Genomic DNA, 19,084 nt, shown 5'->3' with positions numbered 1-19,084 from the left:
AACCAGCGCGGCACGCTGAGCACCGACACGCAAGCGCTCATGCGACCCGAGTTCACCTCACCGTTCACGGAGATCGACAGGGCGGAGTGGTCACGCCTCGCCGGCGAGACGCCGATGCCGCTCACCGAGCAGGAAATCGACGCCTTCCGCGGCCTCGGCGAACCGCTCGACCTCGCCGAGGTCTCCGAGGTGTACCTGCCGCTCAGCCGCCTCATCAACCAGTACGCGATCGCGACTCGCGAGATGCATCAGCGCACGCGAGGCTTTCTGCAGCGCAACGGCGAGCGGCAGAGCCCCTTCGTGATCGGGATCGCGGGATCCGTCGCCGTGGGCAAGTCGACGGTCGCGCGCATCCTGCGAGATCTGCTGGCACGCTGGCCCGAGACGCCGAACGTGCAGCTCGTCACCACCGACGGCTTTCTCTACCCCACTCGCGAGCTCGAGCGCCGCGGCATCGTGCACCGCAAGGGCTTCCCGGAGTCGTACGATCGCCGCGCCCTGCTGCGCTTCGTGTCGCAGGTGAAGGCGGGCGTCGAGGAAGTGCGCGCCCCGGTCTACAGCCATCTCGTTTACGACATCGTGCCCGACCAGTTCACCGTTGTGCGGCAGCCCGATATCCTCATCGTCGAAGGGCTCAACGTGCTGCAGCCGGCCTCGATGCAGCACCCGCTCGCGGTGAGCGACCTCTTCGACTTCTCGCTGTACGTTGACGCGCGAGTGTCCGACATTCAGCGCTGGTACCGAACGCGATTCCTGCATCTGCGGGAGAGCGCGTTCTCCAACCCGCGCTCGCACTTCCGCCGCTTCGCCACGCTCAACGACGAGGCGGCCAGCGCCATCGCCGACGAATTCTGGAACAACATCAACGAGCCCAACCTCGTCGAGAACATCAGGCCCACGCGGGCCAGGGCCACCCTGGTGCTCCGCAAGGAGGCGGATCACCGCGTGCAGAAGGTGCTGTTGAGGAAGCTGTAGGGATCCGTCCCCATTCCCCCATCCTCCCCCCTTCCCGTCCATATGGAATCTGCCGGAGATATGCCGCTCTCACCCGGATCTTCCATATCGACGGCAGATCCCATACTGAACACAGCGCTTCAACGACATGCCCCACGGCTCAGTCCAGGTGCAGACCCTGGGCGATGGCATCGATGACCAGAGCCTGCACCTCAGGCCACCGGAACATCACCTGTTCGTAGCAGACCCGGAACACGGTGAACCTTCGCAATCTCAGCTCGGCATCGTGGGTGATATCGCTCGAGCGCTGACGACCTGTGTGGTGGGCGCCGTCGATCTGCAGCACCAACCGCTCACCAATGACGGAATCGACGTGATGTCCGCACAACCAGGATTGGCAGACGATCCGCACCCCGAATCTCCGCAGCGGCAGCCTCACGTATGTCTCCAGCCCGGAGTCAGCGAAGGGGGTGGTCTGCGCGAGCAGCGCCCGCACGGTCCCGTCGAGGGGCAGCCGTTCGAGCACGGATCGATCGACGAGCCTCTGATTCGTACCAGCTTGCCATCAGACACGGCGCAGGCCACACGGTGCTTGCTCACCCCGTGTTCGAAGAGGGCACGGGGTGCGAACAACGCCATCGTAGGAGGCGAGGATCTCTCGAAGCATGGCCTCAGCCTGGACGATGTTCCCCCACCAAAGGCCAGGATCCATAAAATTGTGGACAATTCACCTCGCCCGAGCCGAAACCTCCCCTGTGAGCGAGGTTCGTAGCTATGAAAAATGCCGTGGATATGGAGATTTCGAAGGAACCTCCATATCCACGGCAGATCACATACCGTGGGAAACGACCAGCCAGCTCAGACCGCGAGCCGCTCCTGCACAATGGCGGCCAGATCGTCGGCCAGACGCTGAGCCTGTTCCTCATGCTCGGCTTCGACCATCACCCGCACCACGGGCTCGGTGCCGGATGGGCGCAACAGCACCCGCCCCTTGCCGCCCAGGGCGATCTCGGCTTGGTGCACGGCCTGCTGCAGCAGTTCATCACCGGCCACACCGGTGCGGTCCACGCCCTTCACGTTCACGAGCACCTGCGGATACACGGTCATGCACTGCGCAAGCTCGGCGAGCGATTTGCCCGTGCGCTTGACCTCAGCGGCAAGGTGCAGCCCCGTCAGAATGCCGTCGCCGGTAGTCGCGTAATCGCTCATGATGACGTGACCCGACTGCTCGCCACCCAGCGAGTAGCCGTGCTCATTGATGGCTTCGAGCACGTAGCGGTCGCCCACTCCGGTCTCGACGACATCGATACCGTTGTCGGCCATCGCGAGCTTCAAGCCGAGGTTCGACATGACCGTGGCCACGAGGGTGTTGCGTTCGAGGCGACCGCGGGTGGCCATGGAGAGCGCGAGGATCGCCATGATCTTGTCGCCGTCGACGACATCGCCGCTGCCGTCGACCGCGAGGCAGCGATCAGCGTCACCGTCGTGCGCAATGCCGAGGTCGGCGCCGTGCTGACGCACAGCTGCGATCAGCGGTTCGAGGTGGGTGGATCCGACGCCGTCGTTGATGTTGAAGCCGTCGGGATCGTTGCCGATGACGGTGACCTTCGCGCCGGCGTCGGTGAAGACATCTGGCGAGATGCCGGCTGCCGCACCGTGGGCGCAGTCGAGCACGACGTGCAAACCTTCCAGCCGCACCCCTTCAAGGGTGCCGAGCAGGTGCACGAGGTAGCGGTCTTCGGCGTCGGCGAAGCGGCGGATCCGCCCCACCTCGCGACCGGTGACCGCAATCCGCGGGCGATCCATTGCCGCTTGGATCTCGTCTTCGATGTCGTCGGCGAGCTTGCGCCCGCCTTCGGCGAAGAACTTGATGCCGTTGTCGGGGGCCGGGTTGTGCGAGGCCGAGACCATCACGCCGAAATCGGCGCCGGTGTCGGCGACGAGGTAGGCGGCGGCGGGAGTCGGGATCACACCGGCGTCGAGCACATCGACTCCGGCTGCGGCAAGCCCGGCCGACACCGCCGCGGCGATGAACTCACCGGATACGCGCGGATCGCGCGCCACGACGGCGACAGCGCGACGGCTCTCGCCCCGGGCTGAACGCCCGAGTACGAGAGCCGCTGCGTGAGCGAGGTTCATGGCCAGCTCGGCGGTCACATCGACCCCGGCTAGACCACGAACCCCGTCGGTGCCAAACAGGCGTCCCATGAAAGGGTGCTTCCTGCTTAGCGCTTCGAGTACTGAGGCGCCTTGCGGGCCTTCTTGAGACCGGCCTTCTTGCGCTCCTTGATGCGAGCGTCGCGGCTCAGGAAGCCGGCCTTCTTGAGGGTCGGACGGTTGTGCTCGGCGTCGATCTCGTTCAGCGCACGGGCGATCGCGAGGCGGAGCGCGCCGGCCTGGCCCGAGGGGCCGCCGCCGACGATACGGGCGATCACGTCGTAGGAGCCGCCCAGTTCGAGCACGGTGAAGGGATCGGTGATGAGCTGCTGGTGCAGCTTGTTGGGGAAGTACTCGTCGAGCTCACGACCGTTGACGGTCATCTTGCCCGAACCGGGGATGAGGCGCACGCGGGCGATGGCCTGCTTGCGGCGGCCCACAGCGGCACCGGGAACGGTGAGCGCGGGGCGGGGGGTCGACACGGTCGCCTGCGAAGCGGGCGTCTCGGTGGTGTAGCTCTCGGGGGCCACGGTCTGCTCTTCAGTCACTGTGCAGTCTCTCTCTGAATGTCTCGTCGTCGCCGCGATTACTGCGCGACCTGGCCGAAGGTGTAGGGGGTGGGCTGCTGAGCCGCGTGCGGGTGCTCTGCACCGCGGTAGACCTTCAGCTTGCGGAACAGGTCGGCTCCGAGCGAGTTCTTCGGCAGCATGCCGCGGATGGCCTTCTCAACGGCGCGCTCGGGGTTCTTCTCGAGCAGCTCGGTGTAGCTGACGGAGCGCAGGCCGCCCGGGTAGCCCGAGTGGCGGTAGGCGAGCTTCTTGGCCGCCTTGTTGGCGGTCAGCACGACCTTGTCGGCGTTGATGATGATGACGTAGTCGCCCATGTCCATGTGGGGGGCGAAGGTCGGCTTGTGCTTGCCGCGGAGCAGAGCTGCGGCGTGCGAGGCGAGGCGGCCGAGCACGACATCGGTGGCGTCGATGACGAGCCAATCATGCTTCTGATCGGCGGCCTTCGGCGAATATGTGCGAGTCACTGGAGTGCTGCTTTCTGTCGAATTGGAGGTGTTCGTGGATCCCACTCCGATGCCCGGTCCCCTGGGGGTGCTCGGGCGCGTGGAGGGCTCAACAAATCGGGTGCTTGCGCACCAAATGTCTACTTTAGCACAGCTTCGGATCCGGGCTGAGCTCCCGGGCTCAGCGGCTGCTGAGCACGCTCTCAACGGCGATCGCCGCCCGGATCGCGCGAGACATTTCGCGCCGGGCATGGAAGTTCATGACGAGATGGGAGCCCCGGGCTCGGTCGTGAAAGAGGTAGGTGGCGAGGGATCCGAGGTGCCCGACGGGTCTCGGCAGTCCGCGCAGCAGGGGCGAGAATCCGTCGAAGCGCAGCTCCATCATGGCCGCACCGTAGTGAATGCCACCGCGCACCCGACTGCGCATTTCCATCATGATTGCAAGTTCTCGCGACGTGACGAGCCGCCCTCCGTGCAGCGCCTCACTGAAGGTGATGAGGTCGGCCGGCGTTGCAGCGATGCCACCTCCGGCCCAGCCGCAGCTCAGCGCACCGGAGGTGCTGAGGTCGTCGCGTCCGACGTAGCAGGCTGCGAGACGGCTTTCGCCACGGATCGGCGAGGTGAGGCCGGGCAGGAAGGTGCGCTCGAGCCCGAGGGGCTCGATGATGCGATCCCGAACGGCCTCGTGATAGGCGACGCCACTCACCTCCTCTATGAGGCGCCCAAGCAGCACGTAGCCCGTGTCGGAGTAGCGGAAGCGCTCCCCAGGCTGCCCGACAGGCCGGTGATGGTCTCGGGCGAAGTCGAGCATCTCGGCGGGGGTCCAGACTCGGTCGGGCTGAGCTGCGACGACGCGCACGAGGCCATTCCGGCGGCCGCGGTCACCCTCGAAGTAGTCGGCTGCACCGGAGGTGTGGCGCAGCAGTTCCAGCACCGTGGGCGGGCGAGAGCCGGGGGCGAAGAGCCCCGTGATCTCGCGCGCCGGGAGCAGTGCGTCGATGCCGGAGTCGAGGTCGAACGCATCGCCGCGCGCGAGCTGCAGCACGATGGCGCCCGTGGCCAGCTTGCCGATGCTGGCCGCGTGGAAAGGCGTCGACTGATCGCCATAGCTGAACTCAACGCCGGGGGCGCGCAGCAACACCTGGGGCGCTCCGAGTCTCCCCCGCCGCCGGGTAATGCGATCGAAGCGGGCGCGCAGCGGCTCCAGGGACATGTCGGACTGATCGGGCATGATGATCCTTAACACGAACGAACTAACATTACTCAAAGAAACATTACTTTGAATAACATACCGGAAAGGCGCCCGTGGCGTACGTAGTTCTCGGCCTCCTCATCGCGGTGGGCCCGCAGACCGTCTACAGCCTCAACAAGTTCTTCGAGGCAGGCATCTCGCTCTTCTACGCGGCGAGCCTCGGCGCGCAGCGCCAAGCGCTGCAGCGCCTGCTCGGCGACGGGCTCGTCACCGTCACCGAGGAGCACGACGGTGGGCGGGCGAAGAAGGTCTACGCCGTCACCGCCGAGGGCCGATCCGCGTTCCGTAACTGGATGCTCGGCCCGATCGCCGATCGCGATCTGGAAGTCGCAGCGCTTTCACGGCTGTACTTCCTCGGCGCGCTGCCCTCACCCGCCGAGCGCCGCGCCGTGCTCGAACACATCGCGCAGCGCGCGGCCGAAGACGAAGCCCGGCTCGAATCCCTCGCCACGATGATCGACGCCGCTGAGGTACCCGAGCAGTATCGCGAGCTGGCGCGCTACCAGCGCCTCACCGTCGAGTACGGCCTGCGCACCCACGGGCTGGGCCGAGCCTTCTTCACCGAGCTCGCCGAGGCCGAACACGACTGATCGCACCCCCAGGACCGTCTGATTCACTCGCCCGAGAGCGGATCGCGCCGCGCCCGCGTCTGCTCGGCCCGCAGCGCGAGCTCGGCATCGGCGGGGTAGGCGATCTCTTCCAACGACAGCCCGTGCGCCGGCATCACTGTGAAGCGGCTCGACCGTTCGCGGGCATCTCGGAGGGTCACGAGTTCATCGTGACCGATCCGCCCGCTGCCGACAGCCACCACCGCGCCCACCAGCGCGCGCACCATCGAATGGCAGAACGCGTCGGCTTCGATGCGCGCCGCGTAGGCGCCGTCCTCGGTCTTGCGCCATTCGAAGCTCAGCAGATCGCGCACCGCGGTCGCGCCCTCACGGGCTTTGCAGAAAGTGGTGAAGTCGTTGAGGCCGATCAATTCGTCGCTCGCCCACTGCATCGCGGCGAGATCGAGTGGCTTCGGCACGTCGGCGGTGAAGCGCGCGGTGAGCGGATCGCGGCGCATCCCCTCCCCCCGCAGCCGGTACTCGTATCGGCGACGCAGGGCTGAGAAGCGGGCGTCGAACGCGGCGGGCACGACCCTCGCCTCATGGATCACGACGTCGGGTGCCGAGCGCTTCAGCACCCCGTTCAGTTTGCGTGCCCGTGTCGCCGACTCCGCCGCGTCGCCACGGCCCGCGTCTTCGCCCCGGCGGGCGCTCCACTTGGCGAGTTGGGCGTCGCTGACGTCGAGGTGCGCCACTTGGCCCCGGGCGTGCACTCCTGCATCGGTGCGGCCGCCAACGGTCAGCCGCGGGGCGTCGCCCGCACCGGTGCGCAGCAGCACCGCGAGGGCGGCTTCGATCTCGCCCTGCACGGTGCGCAACCCCGGCTGCGCCGCCCACCCCGAGAAATCGGTGCCGTCGTAGGCAAGGTCGAGGCGCAGGCGCGTGAGAGGCGATTCGAAAGTCACGCCTCGATCCTGCCAGATGCCGCGCGACGGGCGTGCCTGCCCCGGCTCGTTCTCGGCTTCCGCGCGTAGGATGGTCCGATGCGCGCTCCCTCGCAGCGCCGAAAGCTTCCCATGACTCCTCCCCCGCCCACTCCTGCCCCGCGACCCGCCCGATTCGGCGGTCTCGACGGTCTGCGAGCCGTCGCGGTCGGCCTGGTGCTCTGCTACCACCTCTTCCCTGCGCTGCTTCCCGGCGGCTTCCTCGGCGTCGACGTATTCTTCGTGATGAGCGGCTTCCTCATCACCTCGCTGCTGCTGCGAGAGTACGAACTGGATGGGCGGATCCGCCTCGGCGTCTTCTGGCGCCGCCGCGCTCGCCGGCTGCTGCCCGCCCTCGGGCTCGTGCTGCTCGTAAGCACTTCGCTCGCGCTGGCGGTGGGCGGAGACCTGCTCGTCGGCATCAAGCAGCAGATCGCGGGGGCTGTGTTCTTCGTGAGCAACTGGGTGTTCATCGCGAACGGGGCCGATTACTTCGCGCGGGACACGCCTGAGCTGTTCCGCAACATGTGGTCGCTGGCGATCGAGGAGCAGTTCTACATTGTGCTGCCGTTGCTGGTGCTGCTGCTCGTCAGGCTGCGTTCCCGAGCCGCTCGCGCCATTCCACTCGCAGTGCTCGGCCTCGCCTCGGCTGCGCTGATGGTGGCGCTGTCACTGCTCGGAGCTGACCCCACTCGCATCTATTTCGGATCTGACAGCCACACTTTTGGTCTGCTGCTGGGCGCGGCAATGGCGGCCGCGCTGCAGCGCTCCCGGTCTTCGATGGCGGCGGATCCGGGCGCCCTGCGGCAGCTCGTTTGGAGCACCGTTGCGGTCGTCGGCCTTGGCGCGCTCGTGTGGCTTGCGCTCACCCTCGCTGAGGGCAGCCCCGCCAGCTTCCGGTGGGGCTTTCAGCTGGCGACAGTTGCCTCGCTGCTCGTGGTGTGGGCGGTGACCCGACCGGGGGTGTGGATTGGCCGCGCGCTCGATATGGCGCCGCTGCGATGGGTGGGCGAGCGCTCGTACGGCATCTACCTCTGGCATTGGCCGCTGCTGCTGATTTGCGCCGCGGCCCTGAACGCCGACCTCGACTGGCTGGTGGCGCCGCTGACCTTGGCAGCCACGATTCTTGCCGCGGCGCTCTCCTACCGTTTCGTGGAGCAGCCGGTGCGCCGCTTCGGGCTACGTCGTGCGCTGCGCCTGCTCGTGCGCCCGAGCGACCACACGTCGCGGCGGCGCTTCGTCGCCGTCTCACTCGGTGTGGTGCTCGCCGCGACAGTGCCGCTTACGGTTGTCGCACTGGTCAGGGCACCGCAGCAGAGCTCTGCGGAGGCGGCGATCGCGCGCGGGCAGGAAGCCCTCGAGCGCAGCCACCAGCTTGCCGAGGCTACTGTTGCTTCTGGCGCCGAGGGCACTTCAGGCAAGGGCGACAGCCCAGACTCGGCTTCAGCCGGTGCCGATGGCGCTGCCACCAAGGGCTCTGGCTCCCAGGGGTCTGGCGCAGTCGGATCCTCGAATTCTGCCGAGACGACGCGCATCGCGTTCGAAGGCGGCGACCTCGTCGCGGTCGGCGACTCGGTGATGCTGGCGAGCCTGCCCGAATTGGAGGCCGCCTACCCGGGGATCTCGGTCGACGCTGCGGTCTCGCGAAGCATGGGTGCAGGCACCGAGATCGTGGCCGAGCTCGCCTCACAGGGCGAGCTGCGCAGCGTGCTCGTCGTCGGCCTCGGCACCAACGGTCCCGTGCAGCCCGAAGACCTCGACACGATCCACCGCGCGGCGGGGACGCGTCCCCTCGTGCTGGTGAATGCCCACGCCGACCGCGACTGGATTCCCGGCGTCAACGAGCTGCTCGCCTCCTATGCCGAGGCCCATCGCGGCGTTGTGGTGGCTGACTGGACCGGCGCGGTCACCGGCGTGCCCGATGCGCTCGCCGGGGACGACATCCACCCCAATCCGAGCGGCGGCGAGATCTACGCGGCAGCTGTGCAACGCGCACTCGACAAGCTGCAAAGTCCCAGCGAAGCCATCGGCTTCGCGCTCCCCCGCCGGTAGCTCACCCCGCGATCGACGCTCCGCGATCCACCGCAGCGCGATCCGCCTGCCCCACGATCCGCCCGCCGACTCAGTCCATAGCCGCGCCAAACAGCGCAGCGCCCCGTGATCCGAACGGATCACGGGGCGCTGCGGCACTGCGAGTGCGAAAACCTTACTCGGCCTTCTCCTCAGCGGGAGCCTCGGTCTCGGCGGGCGCCTCAGCGGCCTCCTCGACAGCGGTCTCCTCAGCGGGGGTCTCGACGACCTCTTCAGCCTTGGGCTCGGCCGCAGCCTTCTTCTTCGCCTTGGCCTTCGGGGCGACGGGCTCGAGCACGAGCTCGATCACCGCGAGGGGTGCGTTGTCACCCTTGCGGAAACCGGTCTTGATGATGCGGGTGTAGCCACCCTCGCGGTTCTCGACGAGCGGGGCGATCTCGGTGAAGAGCTCGTGCACGACGCTCTTGTCGAGGATCTGACGCATCACGCGACGGCGAGCGGCGAGATCGCCGCGCTTCGCGAAGGTCACGAGGCGCTCGGCCACGGGCTGCAGGCGCTTGGCCTTGGTCTCCGTGGTCTGGATGCGCTTGTGCTCGAAGAGCTGCGCAGCCATCTGGTTCAGCATCAGGCGCTCGTGTGCGGGGCCGCCTCCGAGGCGGGGGCCCTTGTTGGGCTTGGGCATTGTTTACTCCAGTAAGTGTGCGATCAGGCGAACAGTGCCGGATCGTTAGTTGTTGTCGTCTTCGTAGCTGTAGAACTGCGCACCGTCGAAGCCGGGCACGGCATCCTTCAGCGAGAGGCCCATCTCGGTGAGCTTGTCGCGCACCTCGAATACGGACTTCTGACCGAAGTTGCGGATGTTCATCAGCTGCGCCTCGGAGAGCGCAACAAGCTCGCTCACCGTGTTGATGCCCTCGCGCTTCAGGCAGTTGTAGCTGCGCACGGAGAGATCGAGATCCTCGATCGGGATCGAGAGCTCACCCTCGGCGACGACCTCGACGGGCGCGGGGCCAATCTCGACGCCCTCGGCCGCGGTGTTGAGCTCGCGGGCCAGACCGAACAGCTCGACAAGCGTCGAACCGGCCGACGCGATCGCGTCGCGGGGGCTGATTGCGGGCTTGGTCTCAACATCGACGACGAGACGATCGAAGTCGGTGCGCTCACCGGCACGCGTGGCCTCCACGCGGTAGGTGACCTTGAGCACCGGCGAGTAGATCGAGTCGACCGGAATACGGCCAACCTCGGCGTCCTCGTTGCGGTTCTGCGCTGCCGAGACGTAGCCGCGGCCACGCTCGATGGTGAGCTCGAGCTCGAACTGCGCGGAATCGCTGAGCGTCGCGATCACGAGCTCGGGGTTGTGCACCTCGACGCCCGCGGGAGCGGAAATGTCGGCTGCAGTCACCTCGCCGGCACCGGTCTTGCGCAGGTACGCCGTGATGGGCTCGTCGTGCTCGCTGGAGACGACGAGGTCCTTGATGTTGAGGATGATCTCGGTGACGTCCTCGGTCACGCCCGGAATGGTCGTGAACTCGTGGGCGACGCCCTCGAAGCGCACGCTTGTCACGGCGGCACCGGGGATCGACGAGAGCAGGGTGCGGCGCAGCGAGTTGCCGAGCGTGTAGCCGAAGCCGGGCTCGAGCGGCTCGATGGCGAAGCGCGAACGGTACTCGGAGATCGATTCTTCAGTCAGAGTGGGTCGCTGTGCAATGAGCACTGTGTGTGGTCCTTTCGCTGGAGTCCGCTATATGACTCATGCGGGTAAAGGGAGGAACTTGCGTTCTGATCGGGTATGCGGTTTCCCCGATGGGTCAAGCCGTGTCCGGCTTGACCGGAGAAATCGCCGAGCCGACGCGGCGACTTCTTCCACGACCGGGAGGTCGCAGTCGAAGCCAACCGCAGTCGGCTTGACAACGAATTCAGACGCGGCGACGCTTGGGCGGCCGGCAGCCGTTGTGCGTCTGCGGGGTGACGTCGGTGATCGAACCGACCTCGAGGCCCGCGGCCTGGAGCGAACGGATCGCGGTCTCGCGACCCGATCCCGGACCCTTCACGAAGACGTCGACCTTCTTCATGCCGTGCTCCTGCGCCTTGCGGGCAGCCGACTCGGCAGCGAGCTGCGCGGCGAACGGGGTCGACTTGCGCGAGCCCTTGAAGCCGACGCCGCCCGAGGAGGCCCAGCTGATCACGGCACCGGTGGTGTCGGTGATCGAGACGATCGTGTTGTTGAACGTCGACTTGATGTGGGCCTGGCCCACGACAACGTTCTTCTTGTCCTTGCGACGCGGCTTACGAGCCGCGGTCTTGGGTGCAGCCATTGAGTGTTCTCCTGAAAAGCTCTGTGTGTTTGGTCAGTGAACCGGCGATTACTTCTTCTTGCCGGCGACGGTGCGCTTCGGGCCCTTACGGGTACGAGCGTTCGTCTTGGTGCGCTGACCGTGCACGGGCAGGCCCTTGCGGTGACGGAGACCCTGGTAGCTGCCGATCTCAACCTTGCGGCGGATGTCGGCTGCGACCTCGCGGCGGAGGTCGCCCTCAACCTTGAAGTTGCCTTCGATGTAGTCGCGGAGCGCGACGAGCTGGTCGTCGGTGAGGTCCTTGACGCGGATGTTCCCGTCGATGCCGGTGTCGGCGAGGGTCTTCAGCGCGCTGGTGCGGCCGACGCCGTAGATGTAGGTGAGTGCGATCTCGACGCGCTTATCGCGCGGGATGTCGACTCCTGCGAGACGTGCCATGTTGGCTCTCCTTGCGGATCTTGGAGGTTTGGTGCGTATCGGGGGTTCGGGCCTCCGTCCCGAGGTGTCCCCCGCGCTTCACCGGCCAAGGCCGGGTGGGCGCGGGTTCTTCGATGCGCTGGATCAGTTGTTGAGTTGTGTTGCTGTCATTCCGTGCGTATGGAGCGTTGCGGAATGCGGATCGCATCCTGCGCGCACGGGCTGACGACCTGCTTAGCCCTGACGCTGCTTGTGGCGCGGGTTGCTCTTGCAGATCACCATGACGCGGCCGTGACGGCGGATCACCTTGCAGTGATCGCAGATCGGCTTGACGCTGGGCTTGACCTTCATGATGTTTCCTTACTGCTTCGCTGTCCTCGTACTCGCGGGATGCCGCGAGCCGTTACTTTCCAGCGCCTACTTGTAGCGGTAGACGATGCGGCCGCGGGTCAGATCGTAGGGTGTCAGTTCTACGATCACGCGATCCTCCGGGAGGATACGGATGTAGTGCTGACGCATCTTTCCCGAGATATGAGCGAGCACTTTGTGTCCATTGGTCAGCTCGACGCGGAACATCGCGTTCGGCAGAGCCTCGACAACCTGTCCCTCGATCTCGATGACGCCGTCTTTCTTCGCCATAGCCTCACTATCGCTTGCGTAGGTGTGTGCTGGTCTTGCGAATGCCCTTCGTCCGCCCCGCGGGCCTGATCCAGAACTGCGATCGGGAACGCGAAAACAGGCGCAAAGCACCAAAGATCAAGAGTACCGGGCGTGTCGGTGTTTGTAAAGCCCGCACTCAGAGCACACCGAAGCTCAAGCCGCGGTCGCGTAGCTGCTGAACGGCGGCGAGAATCCCGGCCGCGGTGCCTGATCCTGGCTGGTTCATGTGCGCGATCACGATCTCGCCGCCAGCGGCTGCACCCACGGCGACCGTCACACTGTGCGCGGGGAGGGTCGCGCCGCCGTCGCCGTTGATGGCGAAGCCGGCGATCCGCTCCCCCAATGCCGTGGAGACACTGAGCGCGACATCGTCGAGATGGGCCGTGCCTGGGCGAAACCAACGCGGTGCCACCCCTGTCAGCTCGGTGAGCGCGACATGGTTCTCCCACACCTCAAGCGCGACTTCGCGCACACTCGCGGTGCCGGGGATACCGTACGCCGACGAACCATTCACGCTCAGGGGAAGGTGGCGCGTACCGTGATTCTGAATGGAGAACAGCGGATTGGCGGCCAAAGCGGCGGCGAGCTGGTAGTTCGCCGCGATCCACCCGTGATTGAGAAACAGCGTCGCCGGAACCGCCGCCGCAGTGAGCCCCTCGATCAGGGGGGCATCGAAACCGGATCCCGCACTCCCGCCGCAGGCGTCAAGGGTGAGGTACACGGCGGCGGGGTCGAGGCCGGCCTCGCCGCCGGTGCGGATGACACCGGGAATGTCGGTGCCCCATTGGCTCGGCGCGCGGCCCTCGTGTGCGGCGATGATCGCCTCGACATCGGGCAGCGGCGGGGCTGCTGGTGCAGCGGCGGCAGGCGGATCAGCGGGAGCCACCTCACGGGGGTGCGGATCGGCCGTCACCCGAGACGAACCGGGCGCGACGGGGCGCGCGGTCGCGCACCCCGAGAGCGCCAGGCCGAGGATGCCACCCACTCCGAGCAGGGCGCTGCGACGGGCGATCCGGTGCTGATTCATGCGCGCACCCCCTCACCGAGCCGTGACTGCCTGGTTATGGGATCGGAACCGGCGTGATCCCGAGCGGCTCAAGCCCGCTGGCGCCGCCGTCTTCTGCGGTCAGCACCCAGATTCCGCGATCGTGCACCGCGACCGAGTGCTCCCACTGGGCGCTCATTGAGCCGTCGGCCATGGTCACGGTCCAGTCGTCGTCTTCGATGATCGTGTCGATGCCGCCCGCTGAGATGATGGGCTCGATCGCGACGACGAGCCCCGGCTTCACCTCGGGGCCGCGGCGCTTCACCGGCACATTGAAGACCGGCGGGTCTTCGTGCATGCTGCGACCAATGCCGTGGCCGATATAGTCCTCGAGCACACCGTAGTCGCTGTGCTTGCGCACATACGCCGAGACGGCCTCGCCGACCTCGTTCACATGTGAGGCTGTGGCAAGACGCGCGATACCGCGCCACATCGCAGCCTCGGTGACCTGACTGAGATGTTCGAGAGCGGCGGTGTGCTCGGGACGTGCAGGGTCGGGGATCACTGCGGTGATCGCAGCATCGCCGTTCCAGCCGTTCACCACGGCACCGGCGTCGAGGGCGACGATGTCGCCCGGCTGCAACGGCCTGTCGGTGGGGATACCGTGCACCACATGCTCATTGACGTTGGCGCAGATGGTGTGGCGGTATCCAGGCTCGAGCATGAAGTTGGGGGCGCCTCCGCGTGAGCGGATCGCCTCCTCGGCAATCGCATCGAGTTCGAGGGGCGTCACCCCGGCGCGCACTGCATCGCGCATCGCCGCAAGCGCGGCACCCGTCGCGAGACCGGGTTCAACCATCAGTCGCAGTTGGGCAGGCGACTTGTAGATGGAACGTCGCAGGATCCCTCGACGCGACACGAACTAGCGCTCCACCGGCGCTGCGAGCTTGGCCTCAAGACCTGCTGCGATGCGGGCGGCGACATCCTCGACCGAGCCGAGCCCGTCGACGGTGACCAGAATGCCGCGCTCGGAGAACAGTTCGACGAGCGGAGCGGTCTGCTGTGCGTAGACCTCCTGGCGGTGACGGATCACGTCTTCGGTGTCGTCGGCGCGGCCCTCAATCTCGGCACGCTTCAGCAGACGGGCGACAACGGCATCGACGTCGGCTTCGATCAGCACCACCGCGTCGAGCGAGGCACCTTCGAGCATGCCGTCAAGAGCGTGCACCTGGTCGACGGTGCGGGGGTAGCCATCGAGCAGGAAGCCGGGAGCCGCGTCGGGCTGCGCGAGGCGATCAGCGACGATCTCGTTGGTGAGCGAGTCGGGAACGAGTTCGCCCCGCTCGATAATCTCTTGCACGCGCTTTCCAAGCTCGGTGCCGCCCTTGATGTTGGCGCGGAAGATATCGCCGGTGGATATCGCGGGGACACCGTAGCGCTCGGCGATCGCCGCTGCCTGGGTGCCCTTGCCCGCACCGGGCGGGCCGATGATGAGCAGGCGGGTGGTCTGGGTGTCGGTCACTTGAGGAGTCCTTCGTAGTGGCGCTGCTGCAGCTGGGCGTCGATCTGCTTGACGGTCTCAAGGCCGACGCCGACAATGATGAGGATCGAAGCACCACCGAACGGGAAGTTCTGGTTAGCTCCGAAGAATGCGAGCGCGATGAGCGGGAGCAGTGCGATGAGGCCCAGGTAGATGGACCCTGCACTGGTGATGCGGGTAAGCACGTAGTTGAGGTACTCAGCGGTGGGGCGACCCGCGCGTATACCAGGAATGAAGCCGCCATACTGCTTCATATTGTCGGAGACCTCTTCAGGATTGAAGGTGATCTGCACGTAGAAGAAGGTGAAGCCGATGACCAGCAGGAAGAAGACCAGCATGTAGATCGGCTGATCGCCGTAGACGAGGTTGTTCTGGATCCAGACGACCCATGCCTTCGGCTCTTCGCCGATCTTGGGCTGGTTGAACTGGGTGATCAGCATCGGCAGGTACAGGATCGCCGAGGCGAAGATCACGGGGATCACGCCGGCCATGTTGACCTTAATCGGAATGTAGGTGCTGCTGCCCCCGTAGGTGCGGCGGCCCACGACGCGCTTGGCGTACTGCACCGGAATACGGCGCTGCGACTGCTCGACGAACACGACTGCGGCGACGACGACGAGGCCGACTGCGAGCACCAGGAAGAAGACTTCCCAGCCGCGCGACTCCTTGATGATCCACATCGCGTTGGGGAACGTGGCTGCGATCGAGGTGAAGATGAGGATCGACATGCCGTTGCCGACGCCGCGCTCGGTGATGAGCTCACCGAACCACATGATGAGTCCCGTGCCTGCGGTCATCGTGAGGATCATGATGAGGATGGCCCACCACTCCTGCGACACGAGGTTCTGGCACGACTGATCGGCCACAGCGCCGAACAGCTGGCCCGAGCGGGCGACGGTGATGAGCGTGGTCGACTGCAGCACCGCGAGTGCGATGGTGAGGTAGCGGGTGTACTGGGTGAGCTTGGCCTGGCCGGCCTGGCCCTCCTTGTGCAGCGCCTCGAAGTGCGGGATGACGACGCGCAGCAGCTGCGTGATGATGGAGGCCGTGATGTACGGCATGATGCCCAGCGCGAAGATCGACAGCTGCAGCAGTGCACCGCCGCTGAACAGGTTGATCATGTCGTAGAGGCCGGAAGCGCCGTTCGCGTTCGCCGCCAGACACGCCTGCACATTGGCGTAGTCGACGAAGGGTGCCGGAATGAATGAACCGAGCCGGAACAGCGACACGATAGCGAGCGTGAAGACAATCTTCCGTCGCAGGTCGGGAGTCCGAAAGATCCGTCCGATGGCGCTGAACAAAATCTGCCTCCTGGAAACGTCGTGGGGCCTTCGCCTGACGACGAGAACCGATTGCACCAGCCTACATGTCAGCCGGGCGTCGAACACGCGGATCCGCCGAGCGGGATCCGCGAAAGAAAAACGGGGGTGGGCGGAACCGGCACATGGGCCGGTTCCGCCACTCCCCCGCTACCCGAGAGAGACTCGGGCGATCGAGTTCTGACGAACCCTTACTTGATCTCTCCGCCTGCGGCGACGATCTTCTGCTCAGCGGAGCCGGAGACCTTGTCGACCGAGACGGTGAGCTTCACCTGCAGGTCACCGTCGCCCAGCACCTTGACGGGCTGGTTCTTGCGAACGGCGCCCTTGGCGACCAGATCGTCAACAGTCACGTCGCCACCCTTGGGGTAGAGCTCGGCGAGCTTCGCGATGTTGACAACCTGGTACTCGGTGCGGAACGGGTTCTTGAACCCGCGCAGCTTCGGGGTGCGCATGTGCAGCGGCATCTGCCCACCCTCGAAGCCGGCCTTCACCTGGTAGCGGGCCTTGCTGCCCTTGGTGCCACGACCAGCCGTCTTGCCCTTCGAGCCCTCGCCACGACCCACGCGGGTCTTGGCCTTCTTGGAGCCGGGAGCCGGACGGAGGTGGTGCGCCTTGAGCACCTGATCGCGCTCCTCGTTCTTCTCGCTCATGCGTCGATCTCCTCAACCTCTACAAGGTGAGCGACAGCACGCACGTAACCGCGGTTCGCCTGCGTGTCCTCGCGAACGACCGACTGGCCGATCTTCTTGAGGCCCAGGCTGCGGAGAGTATCGCGCTGGTTCTGCTTCTCACTGATAACGGACTTCGTCTGCGTAATCTTCAGGCTCTTCGCCATTACGCACCTGCCTTTGCCTTCGCGGCAGCGTCGGCCGCAGCCTTCGCCTCAGCGCGCACGATGCGAGCCGGGGCGACGCGGTCGAAGTCAAGGCCGCGGCGAGCTGCGACGGAGCGAGGCTCCTCGAGCTGCTGCAGCGCCTCGACGGTCGCGTGCACGATGTTCAGGGTGTTCGACGAACCGAGCGACTTGCTCAGCACATCGTGGATGCCGGCGCACTCGAGTACGGCGCGAACCGGACCACCGGCGATAACACCGGTACCGGCAGCGGCCGGACGCAGCAGCACGACACCAGCAGCGGCTTCGCCCTGCACGGGGTGCGGGATGGTGCTGCCGACGCGGGGCACGCGGAAGAAGTTCTTCTTGGCCTCCTCGACACCCTTGGAGATAGCGAGAGGCACCTCCTTCGCCTTGCCGTAGCCGACACCGACGGTGCCGTTGCCATCGCCCACCACGACGAGCGCGGTGAAGCTGAAGCGACGGCCGCCCTTGACGACCTTCGAGACGCGGTTAATGGTGACGACGCGCTCGAGGAACTGGCTCTCGTTGCGGTCGCGTCCGCCGCGCTCGCCACGGGTCCCGCGGTCACGGCTACCACGACGCTGCTCGCGCGGCTCGTTGCGGTGATCCTGAGCCGGGGCCTCGGCGGCCTGAGTCTCAGCAGACACTTCCTGCTCCTTCGTTTCGTTGCTCACAGCGCCAGCCCCCCTTCGCGAGCGCCATCGGCGATCGCGGCGACACGGCCTGCGTACTTGCTGCCGCCGCGGTCGAAGACGACAGCCTCGACACCGGCGTTCTTGGCACGCTCTGCGACGAGCTCGCCGACCTTGCGGGCCTTGGCGGTCTTGTCGCCCTCGAACGAGCGCAGATCGGCTTCCATCGTCGAAGCCGAAGCAACGGTGATGCCCTTCGAATCGTCGACGATCTGGACGAAGACGTGGCGCGCAGAGCGGTTGACGACCAGGCGAGGACGGGCCTCGGTGCCGACAATCTTCTTGCGCAGGCGGGTGTGGCGGCGGATACGAGCAGCCGTACGACCCTTAGCCCGAGATACTGAAGCGGCCATGGGTTACTTACCAGCCTTTCCTGCCTTGCGACGGACATTCTCGCCCGCGTAGCGAATGCCCTTGCCCTTGTAGGGCTCCGGCTTCTTCAGCTTGCGGATGTTGGCGGCGGCTTCGCCGACCGCCTGCTTCGAGATACCGCTCACGGTGATCTTCGTGTTGCCCTCGACGGCAAGCGTGATGCCCTCGGGAGCGTCGACGTTGACCGGGTGCGAGAAGCCGAGGGCCAGCTCAAGGCCGGTGCCCTTCTGCTGCACGCGGTAGCCCGTGCCCACGACCTCGAGCTGCTTGGAGTAGCCCTCGGTGACACCGATGATGTTGTTGTTGATGAGCGTGCGGGTGAGACCGTGCAGCGCTCGGGATTCGCGCTCATCGTTGGGACGGGTGACGAGCACCTGACCGTCCTCGAGAGCAACGCGGATCGGCTCGGAGACGACGAGCTCGAGCTCGCCCTTCGAACCCTTGACCGTGACCTTCTGGCCTTCGATCTTGACGTCTACACCACCGGGAACGGTGATGGGAAGCTTACCAATACGTGACATGACGGCTTACCACACGTAGGCGAGGACTTCCCCGCCAACGCCCTTCTGCTCAGCCTCGCGGTCGGTGAGGAGCCCCGAGGAGGTGGACAGGATCGCGATGCCAAGACCACCGAGCACGCTCGGGATCTCGGTCGAGCCCGCGTAGACCCGGAGGCCGGGCTTCGACACGCGCTTGATGCCCTCGATGGAGCGCTCGCGGTTGGGGCCGTACTTCAGCGACATGGTGAGGGTGGTGCCGACGCGAGCCGACTCCACCTTCCAGTCCTTGATGTAGCCTTCGCGCTTGAGGATCTCAGCGATCCGCTCCTTCAGCTTCGAGCCGGGAAGCGAAACGTCGTCATGATGCGCAGAGTTTGCATTGCGCAACCGGGTCAGCATATCTGCGACCGGATCAGTCATCGTCATGAGTGACTCTTCTTTCTCGCCTGGTATCACACACCGTTACACGGAGTGTGACCTGGGTGACACACGGATCGGGTGCCCGGGAA

General features: G+C 66.1%; 25 protein-coding genes. 3 read left to right on the top strand and 22 right to left on the bottom strand.

Annotation, left to right across the window (positions count from 1 at the left end; genetic code table 11):
* The first annotated feature begins 39 nt into the window (after window positions 1-39).
* Window positions 40-975 carry a type I pantothenate kinase gene (coaA, locus tag WFL22_RS01260; RefSeq protein WP_336651660.1) on the top strand — a complete coding sequence of 312 codons (936 nt, stop codon included), beginning with the start codon at window positions 40-42 and terminating at the stop codon, window positions 973-975.
* Between the two features lie 139 nt (window positions 976-1,114).
* Here coaA and WFL22_RS01255 read toward each other — a convergent pair whose 3' ends face one another.
* The 5 genes from WFL22_RS01255 to WFL22_RS01235 form a co-directional block, all read right to left on the bottom strand.
* A complete protein-coding gene (locus WFL22_RS01255) occupies window positions 1,115-1,480 on the bottom strand; it encodes an endonuclease domain-containing protein (RefSeq protein ID WP_336651513.1) in 366 nt (121 codons plus the stop codon).
* Between the two features lie 332 nt (window positions 1,481-1,812).
* Entirely contained in the window at window positions 1,813-3,162 is a 1,350-nt protein-coding gene (gene glmM / locus WFL22_RS01250; protein WP_336651514.1) for a phosphoglucosamine mutase, read from the bottom strand.
* Window positions 3,163-3,179: 17 nt separating this feature from the next.
* Window positions 3,180-3,659 (bottom strand): 30S ribosomal protein S9, encoded by a 480-nt coding sequence (gene rpsI, locus WFL22_RS01245; RefSeq protein ID WP_336651515.1) that lies wholly within the window; start codon window positions 3,657-3,659, stop codon window positions 3,180-3,182.
* A 38-nt stretch (window positions 3,660-3,697) separates the two neighbouring features.
* Window positions 3,698-4,144 (bottom strand): 50S ribosomal protein L13, encoded by a 447-nt coding sequence (gene rplM, locus WFL22_RS01240; protein ID WP_024356799.1) that lies wholly within the window; start codon window positions 4,142-4,144, stop codon window positions 3,698-3,700.
* A gap of 160 nt (window positions 4,145-4,304) precedes the next feature.
* Complete coding sequence (locus tag WFL22_RS01235; RefSeq protein ID WP_336991146.1) at window positions 4,305-5,354, bottom strand: serine hydrolase domain-containing protein; 1,050 nt, start codon at window positions 5,352-5,354, stop codon at window positions 4,305-4,307.
* Window positions 5,355-5,428: 74 nt separating this feature from the next.
* Here WFL22_RS01235 and WFL22_RS01230 point away from each other — a divergent pair, with 74 nt between their 5' ends.
* Window positions 5,429-5,965: a PadR family transcriptional regulator gene (locus WFL22_RS01230; RefSeq protein ID WP_336651518.1), complete on the top strand. Its 537-nt coding sequence runs from the start codon at window positions 5,429-5,431 to the stop codon at window positions 5,963-5,965.
* Between the two features lie 23 nt (window positions 5,966-5,988).
* Here the strand turns inward: WFL22_RS01230 and truA are convergent, their stop codons facing one another.
* Complete coding sequence (truA, locus tag WFL22_RS01225; protein ID WP_336991144.1) at window positions 5,989-6,888, bottom strand: tRNA pseudouridine(38-40) synthase TruA; 900 nt, start codon at window positions 6,886-6,888, stop codon at window positions 5,989-5,991.
* A gap of 78 nt (window positions 6,889-6,966) precedes the next feature.
* Between truA and WFL22_RS01220 the strand changes: the two genes are divergently transcribed.
* Window positions 6,967-8,958, top strand: a complete 1,992-nt coding sequence (locus WFL22_RS01220) for an acyltransferase family protein (protein ID WP_336991143.1) — start codon at window positions 6,967-6,969, stop codon at window positions 8,956-8,958.
* A 154-nt stretch (window positions 8,959-9,112) separates the two neighbouring features.
* Here WFL22_RS01220 and rplQ read toward each other — a convergent pair whose 3' ends face one another.
* The 16 genes from rplQ to rpsH form a co-directional block, all read right to left on the bottom strand.
* Window positions 9,113-9,619 carry a 50S ribosomal protein L17 gene (gene rplQ / locus WFL22_RS01215; protein ID WP_336651521.1) on the bottom strand — a complete coding sequence of 169 codons (507 nt, stop codon included), beginning with the start codon at window positions 9,617-9,619 and terminating at the stop codon, window positions 9,113-9,115.
* A 45-nt stretch (window positions 9,620-9,664) separates the two neighbouring features.
* Window positions 9,665-10,651 carry a DNA-directed RNA polymerase subunit alpha gene (locus WFL22_RS01210; protein WP_336651522.1) on the bottom strand — a complete coding sequence of 329 codons (987 nt, stop codon included), beginning with the start codon at window positions 10,649-10,651 and terminating at the stop codon, window positions 9,665-9,667.
* A gap of 202 nt (window positions 10,652-10,853) precedes the next feature.
* Window positions 10,854-11,252, bottom strand: coding sequence for a 30S ribosomal protein S11 (gene rpsK, locus WFL22_RS01205; protein ID WP_017885301.1), 399 nt, complete (start codon window positions 11,250-11,252; stop codon window positions 10,854-10,856).
* 48 nt (window positions 11,253-11,300) lie between these two features.
* Window positions 11,301-11,669, bottom strand: a complete 369-nt coding sequence (gene rpsM, locus WFL22_RS01200) for a 30S ribosomal protein S13 (protein ID WP_017885302.1) — start codon at window positions 11,667-11,669, stop codon at window positions 11,301-11,303.
* A 213-nt stretch (window positions 11,670-11,882) separates the two neighbouring features.
* Window positions 11,883-11,999 carry a 50S ribosomal protein L36 gene (rpmJ, locus tag WFL22_RS01195; protein ID WP_017885303.1) on the bottom strand — a complete coding sequence of 39 codons (117 nt, stop codon included), beginning with the start codon at window positions 11,997-11,999 and terminating at the stop codon, window positions 11,883-11,885.
* A 66-nt stretch (window positions 12,000-12,065) separates the two neighbouring features.
* A complete protein-coding gene (infA, locus tag WFL22_RS01190; RefSeq protein WP_017885304.1) occupies window positions 12,066-12,287 on the bottom strand; it encodes a translation initiation factor IF-1 in 222 nt (73 codons plus the stop codon).
* 157 nt (window positions 12,288-12,444) lie between these two features.
* Window positions 12,445-13,335, bottom strand: coding sequence for a polysaccharide deacetylase family protein (locus WFL22_RS01185; RefSeq protein WP_336991140.1), 891 nt, complete (start codon window positions 13,333-13,335; stop codon window positions 12,445-12,447).
* A 34-nt stretch (window positions 13,336-13,369) separates the two neighbouring features.
* Window positions 13,370-14,152 carry a type I methionyl aminopeptidase gene (map, locus tag WFL22_RS01180; RefSeq protein ID WP_336991139.1) on the bottom strand — a complete coding sequence of 261 codons (783 nt, stop codon included), beginning with the start codon at window positions 14,150-14,152 and terminating at the stop codon, window positions 13,370-13,372.
* A 63-nt stretch (window positions 14,153-14,215) separates the two neighbouring features.
* Window positions 14,216-14,815, bottom strand: a complete 600-nt coding sequence (locus WFL22_RS01175) for an adenylate kinase (protein WP_336651526.1) — start codon at window positions 14,813-14,815, stop codon at window positions 14,216-14,218.
* Window positions 14,812-16,134, bottom strand: a complete 1,323-nt coding sequence (gene secY, locus WFL22_RS01170) for a preprotein translocase subunit SecY (protein ID WP_336651527.1) — start codon at window positions 16,132-16,134, stop codon at window positions 14,812-14,814. The genes WFL22_RS01175 and secY overlap by 4 nt, the downstream gene beginning before the upstream one ends.
* Window positions 16,135-16,343: 209 nt before the next feature.
* Window positions 16,344-16,805, bottom strand: a complete 462-nt coding sequence (gene rplO, locus WFL22_RS01165; RefSeq protein ID WP_336651528.1) for a 50S ribosomal protein L15 — start codon at window positions 16,803-16,805, stop codon at window positions 16,344-16,346.
* Window positions 16,802-16,990: a 50S ribosomal protein L30 gene (gene rpmD, locus WFL22_RS01160; protein WP_024356787.1), complete on the bottom strand. Its 189-nt coding sequence runs from the start codon at window positions 16,988-16,990 to the stop codon at window positions 16,802-16,804. The genes rplO and rpmD overlap by 4 nt, the downstream gene beginning before the upstream one ends.
* Complete coding sequence (gene rpsE / locus WFL22_RS01155) at window positions 16,990-17,685, bottom strand: 30S ribosomal protein S5 (RefSeq protein ID WP_017885310.1); 696 nt, start codon at window positions 17,683-17,685, stop codon at window positions 16,990-16,992. The genes rpmD and rpsE overlap by 1 nt, the downstream gene beginning before the upstream one ends.
* Window positions 17,682-18,056: a 50S ribosomal protein L18 gene (rplR, locus tag WFL22_RS01150; protein WP_024356786.1), complete on the bottom strand. Its 375-nt coding sequence runs from the start codon at window positions 18,054-18,056 to the stop codon at window positions 17,682-17,684. The genes rpsE and rplR overlap by 4 nt, the downstream gene beginning before the upstream one ends.
* 3 nt (window positions 18,057-18,059) lie before the next feature.
* Window positions 18,060-18,596 carry a 50S ribosomal protein L6 gene (rplF, locus tag WFL22_RS01145; protein WP_336991137.1) on the bottom strand — a complete coding sequence of 179 codons (537 nt, stop codon included), beginning with the start codon at window positions 18,594-18,596 and terminating at the stop codon, window positions 18,060-18,062.
* A 6-nt stretch (window positions 18,597-18,602) separates the two neighbouring features.
* A complete protein-coding gene (gene rpsH / locus WFL22_RS01140; RefSeq protein ID WP_336991136.1) occupies window positions 18,603-19,001 on the bottom strand; it encodes a 30S ribosomal protein S8 in 399 nt (132 codons plus the stop codon).
* Between the last annotated feature and the right edge of the window lie 83 nt (window positions 19,002-19,084).

Source organism: Leucobacter sp. VD1, from assembly GCF_037150695.1.
Classification (GTDB): Bacteria; Actinomycetota; Actinomycetes; order Actinomycetales; family Microbacteriaceae; genus Leucobacter.
The sequence above is the reverse complement of the archived record's forward strand: the minus strand, read 5'-3'. Positions and strand labels throughout refer to the sequence as shown.

Bases quoted from the DNA above. Each gene is read 5' to 3' on its own strand.
- coaA (WP_336651660.1), top strand. From the start codon at position 40: ATGCGACCCGAGTTCACCTCACCGTTCACGGAGATCGACAGGGCGGAG.
- glmM (WP_336651514.1), bottom strand. From the start codon at position 3,162: ATGGGACGCCTGTTTGGCACCGACGGGGTTCGTGGTCTAGCCGGGGTC.
- WFL22_RS01235 (WP_336991146.1), bottom strand. From the start codon at position 5,354: ATGCCCGATCAGTCCGACATGTCCCTGGAGCCGCTGCGCGCCCGCTTC.
- WFL22_RS01220 (WP_336991143.1), top strand. From the start codon at position 6,967: ATGCGCGCTCCCTCGCAGCGCCGAAAGCTTCCCATGACTCCTCCCCCG.
- rplQ (WP_336651521.1), bottom strand. From the start codon at position 9,619: ATGCCCAAGCCCAACAAGGGCCCCCGCCTCGGAGGCGGCCCCGCACAC.
- rpsK (WP_017885301.1), bottom strand. From the start codon at position 11,252: ATGGCTGCACCCAAGACCGCGGCTCGTAAGCCGCGTCGCAAGGACAAG.
- rpsM (WP_017885302.1), bottom strand. From the start codon at position 11,669: ATGGCACGTCTCGCAGGAGTCGACATCCCGCGCGATAAGCGCGTCGAG.
- rpmJ (WP_017885303.1), bottom strand. From the start codon at position 11,999: ATGAAGGTCAAGCCCAGCGTCAAGCCGATCTGCGATCACTGCAAGGTG.
- infA (WP_017885304.1), bottom strand. From the start codon at position 12,287: ATGGCGAAGAAAGACGGCGTCATCGAGATCGAGGGACAGGTTGTCGAG.
- WFL22_RS01185 (WP_336991140.1), bottom strand. From the start codon at position 13,335: ATGAATCAGCACCGGATCGCCCGTCGCAGCGCCCTGCTCGGAGTGGGT.
- map (WP_336991139.1), bottom strand. From the start codon at position 14,152: ATGGTTGAACCCGGTCTCGCGACGGGTGCCGCGCTTGCGGCGATGCGC.
- rplO (WP_336651528.1), bottom strand. From the start codon at position 16,805: ATGAGCGAGAAGAACGAGGAGCGCGATCAGGTGCTCAAGGCGCACCAC.
- rpmD (WP_024356787.1), bottom strand. From the start codon at position 16,990: ATGGCGAAGAGCCTGAAGATTACGCAGACGAAGTCCGTTATCAGTGAG.
- rplR (WP_024356786.1), bottom strand. From the start codon at position 18,056: ATGGCCGCTTCAGTATCTCGGGCTAAGGGTCGTACGGCTGCTCGTATC.
- rplF (WP_336991137.1), bottom strand. From the start codon at position 18,596: ATGTCACGTATTGGTAAGCTTCCCATCACCGTTCCCGGTGGTGTAGAC.
- rpsH (WP_336991136.1), bottom strand. From the start codon at position 19,001: ATGACGATGACTGATCCGGTCGCAGATATGCTGACCCGGTTGCGCAAT.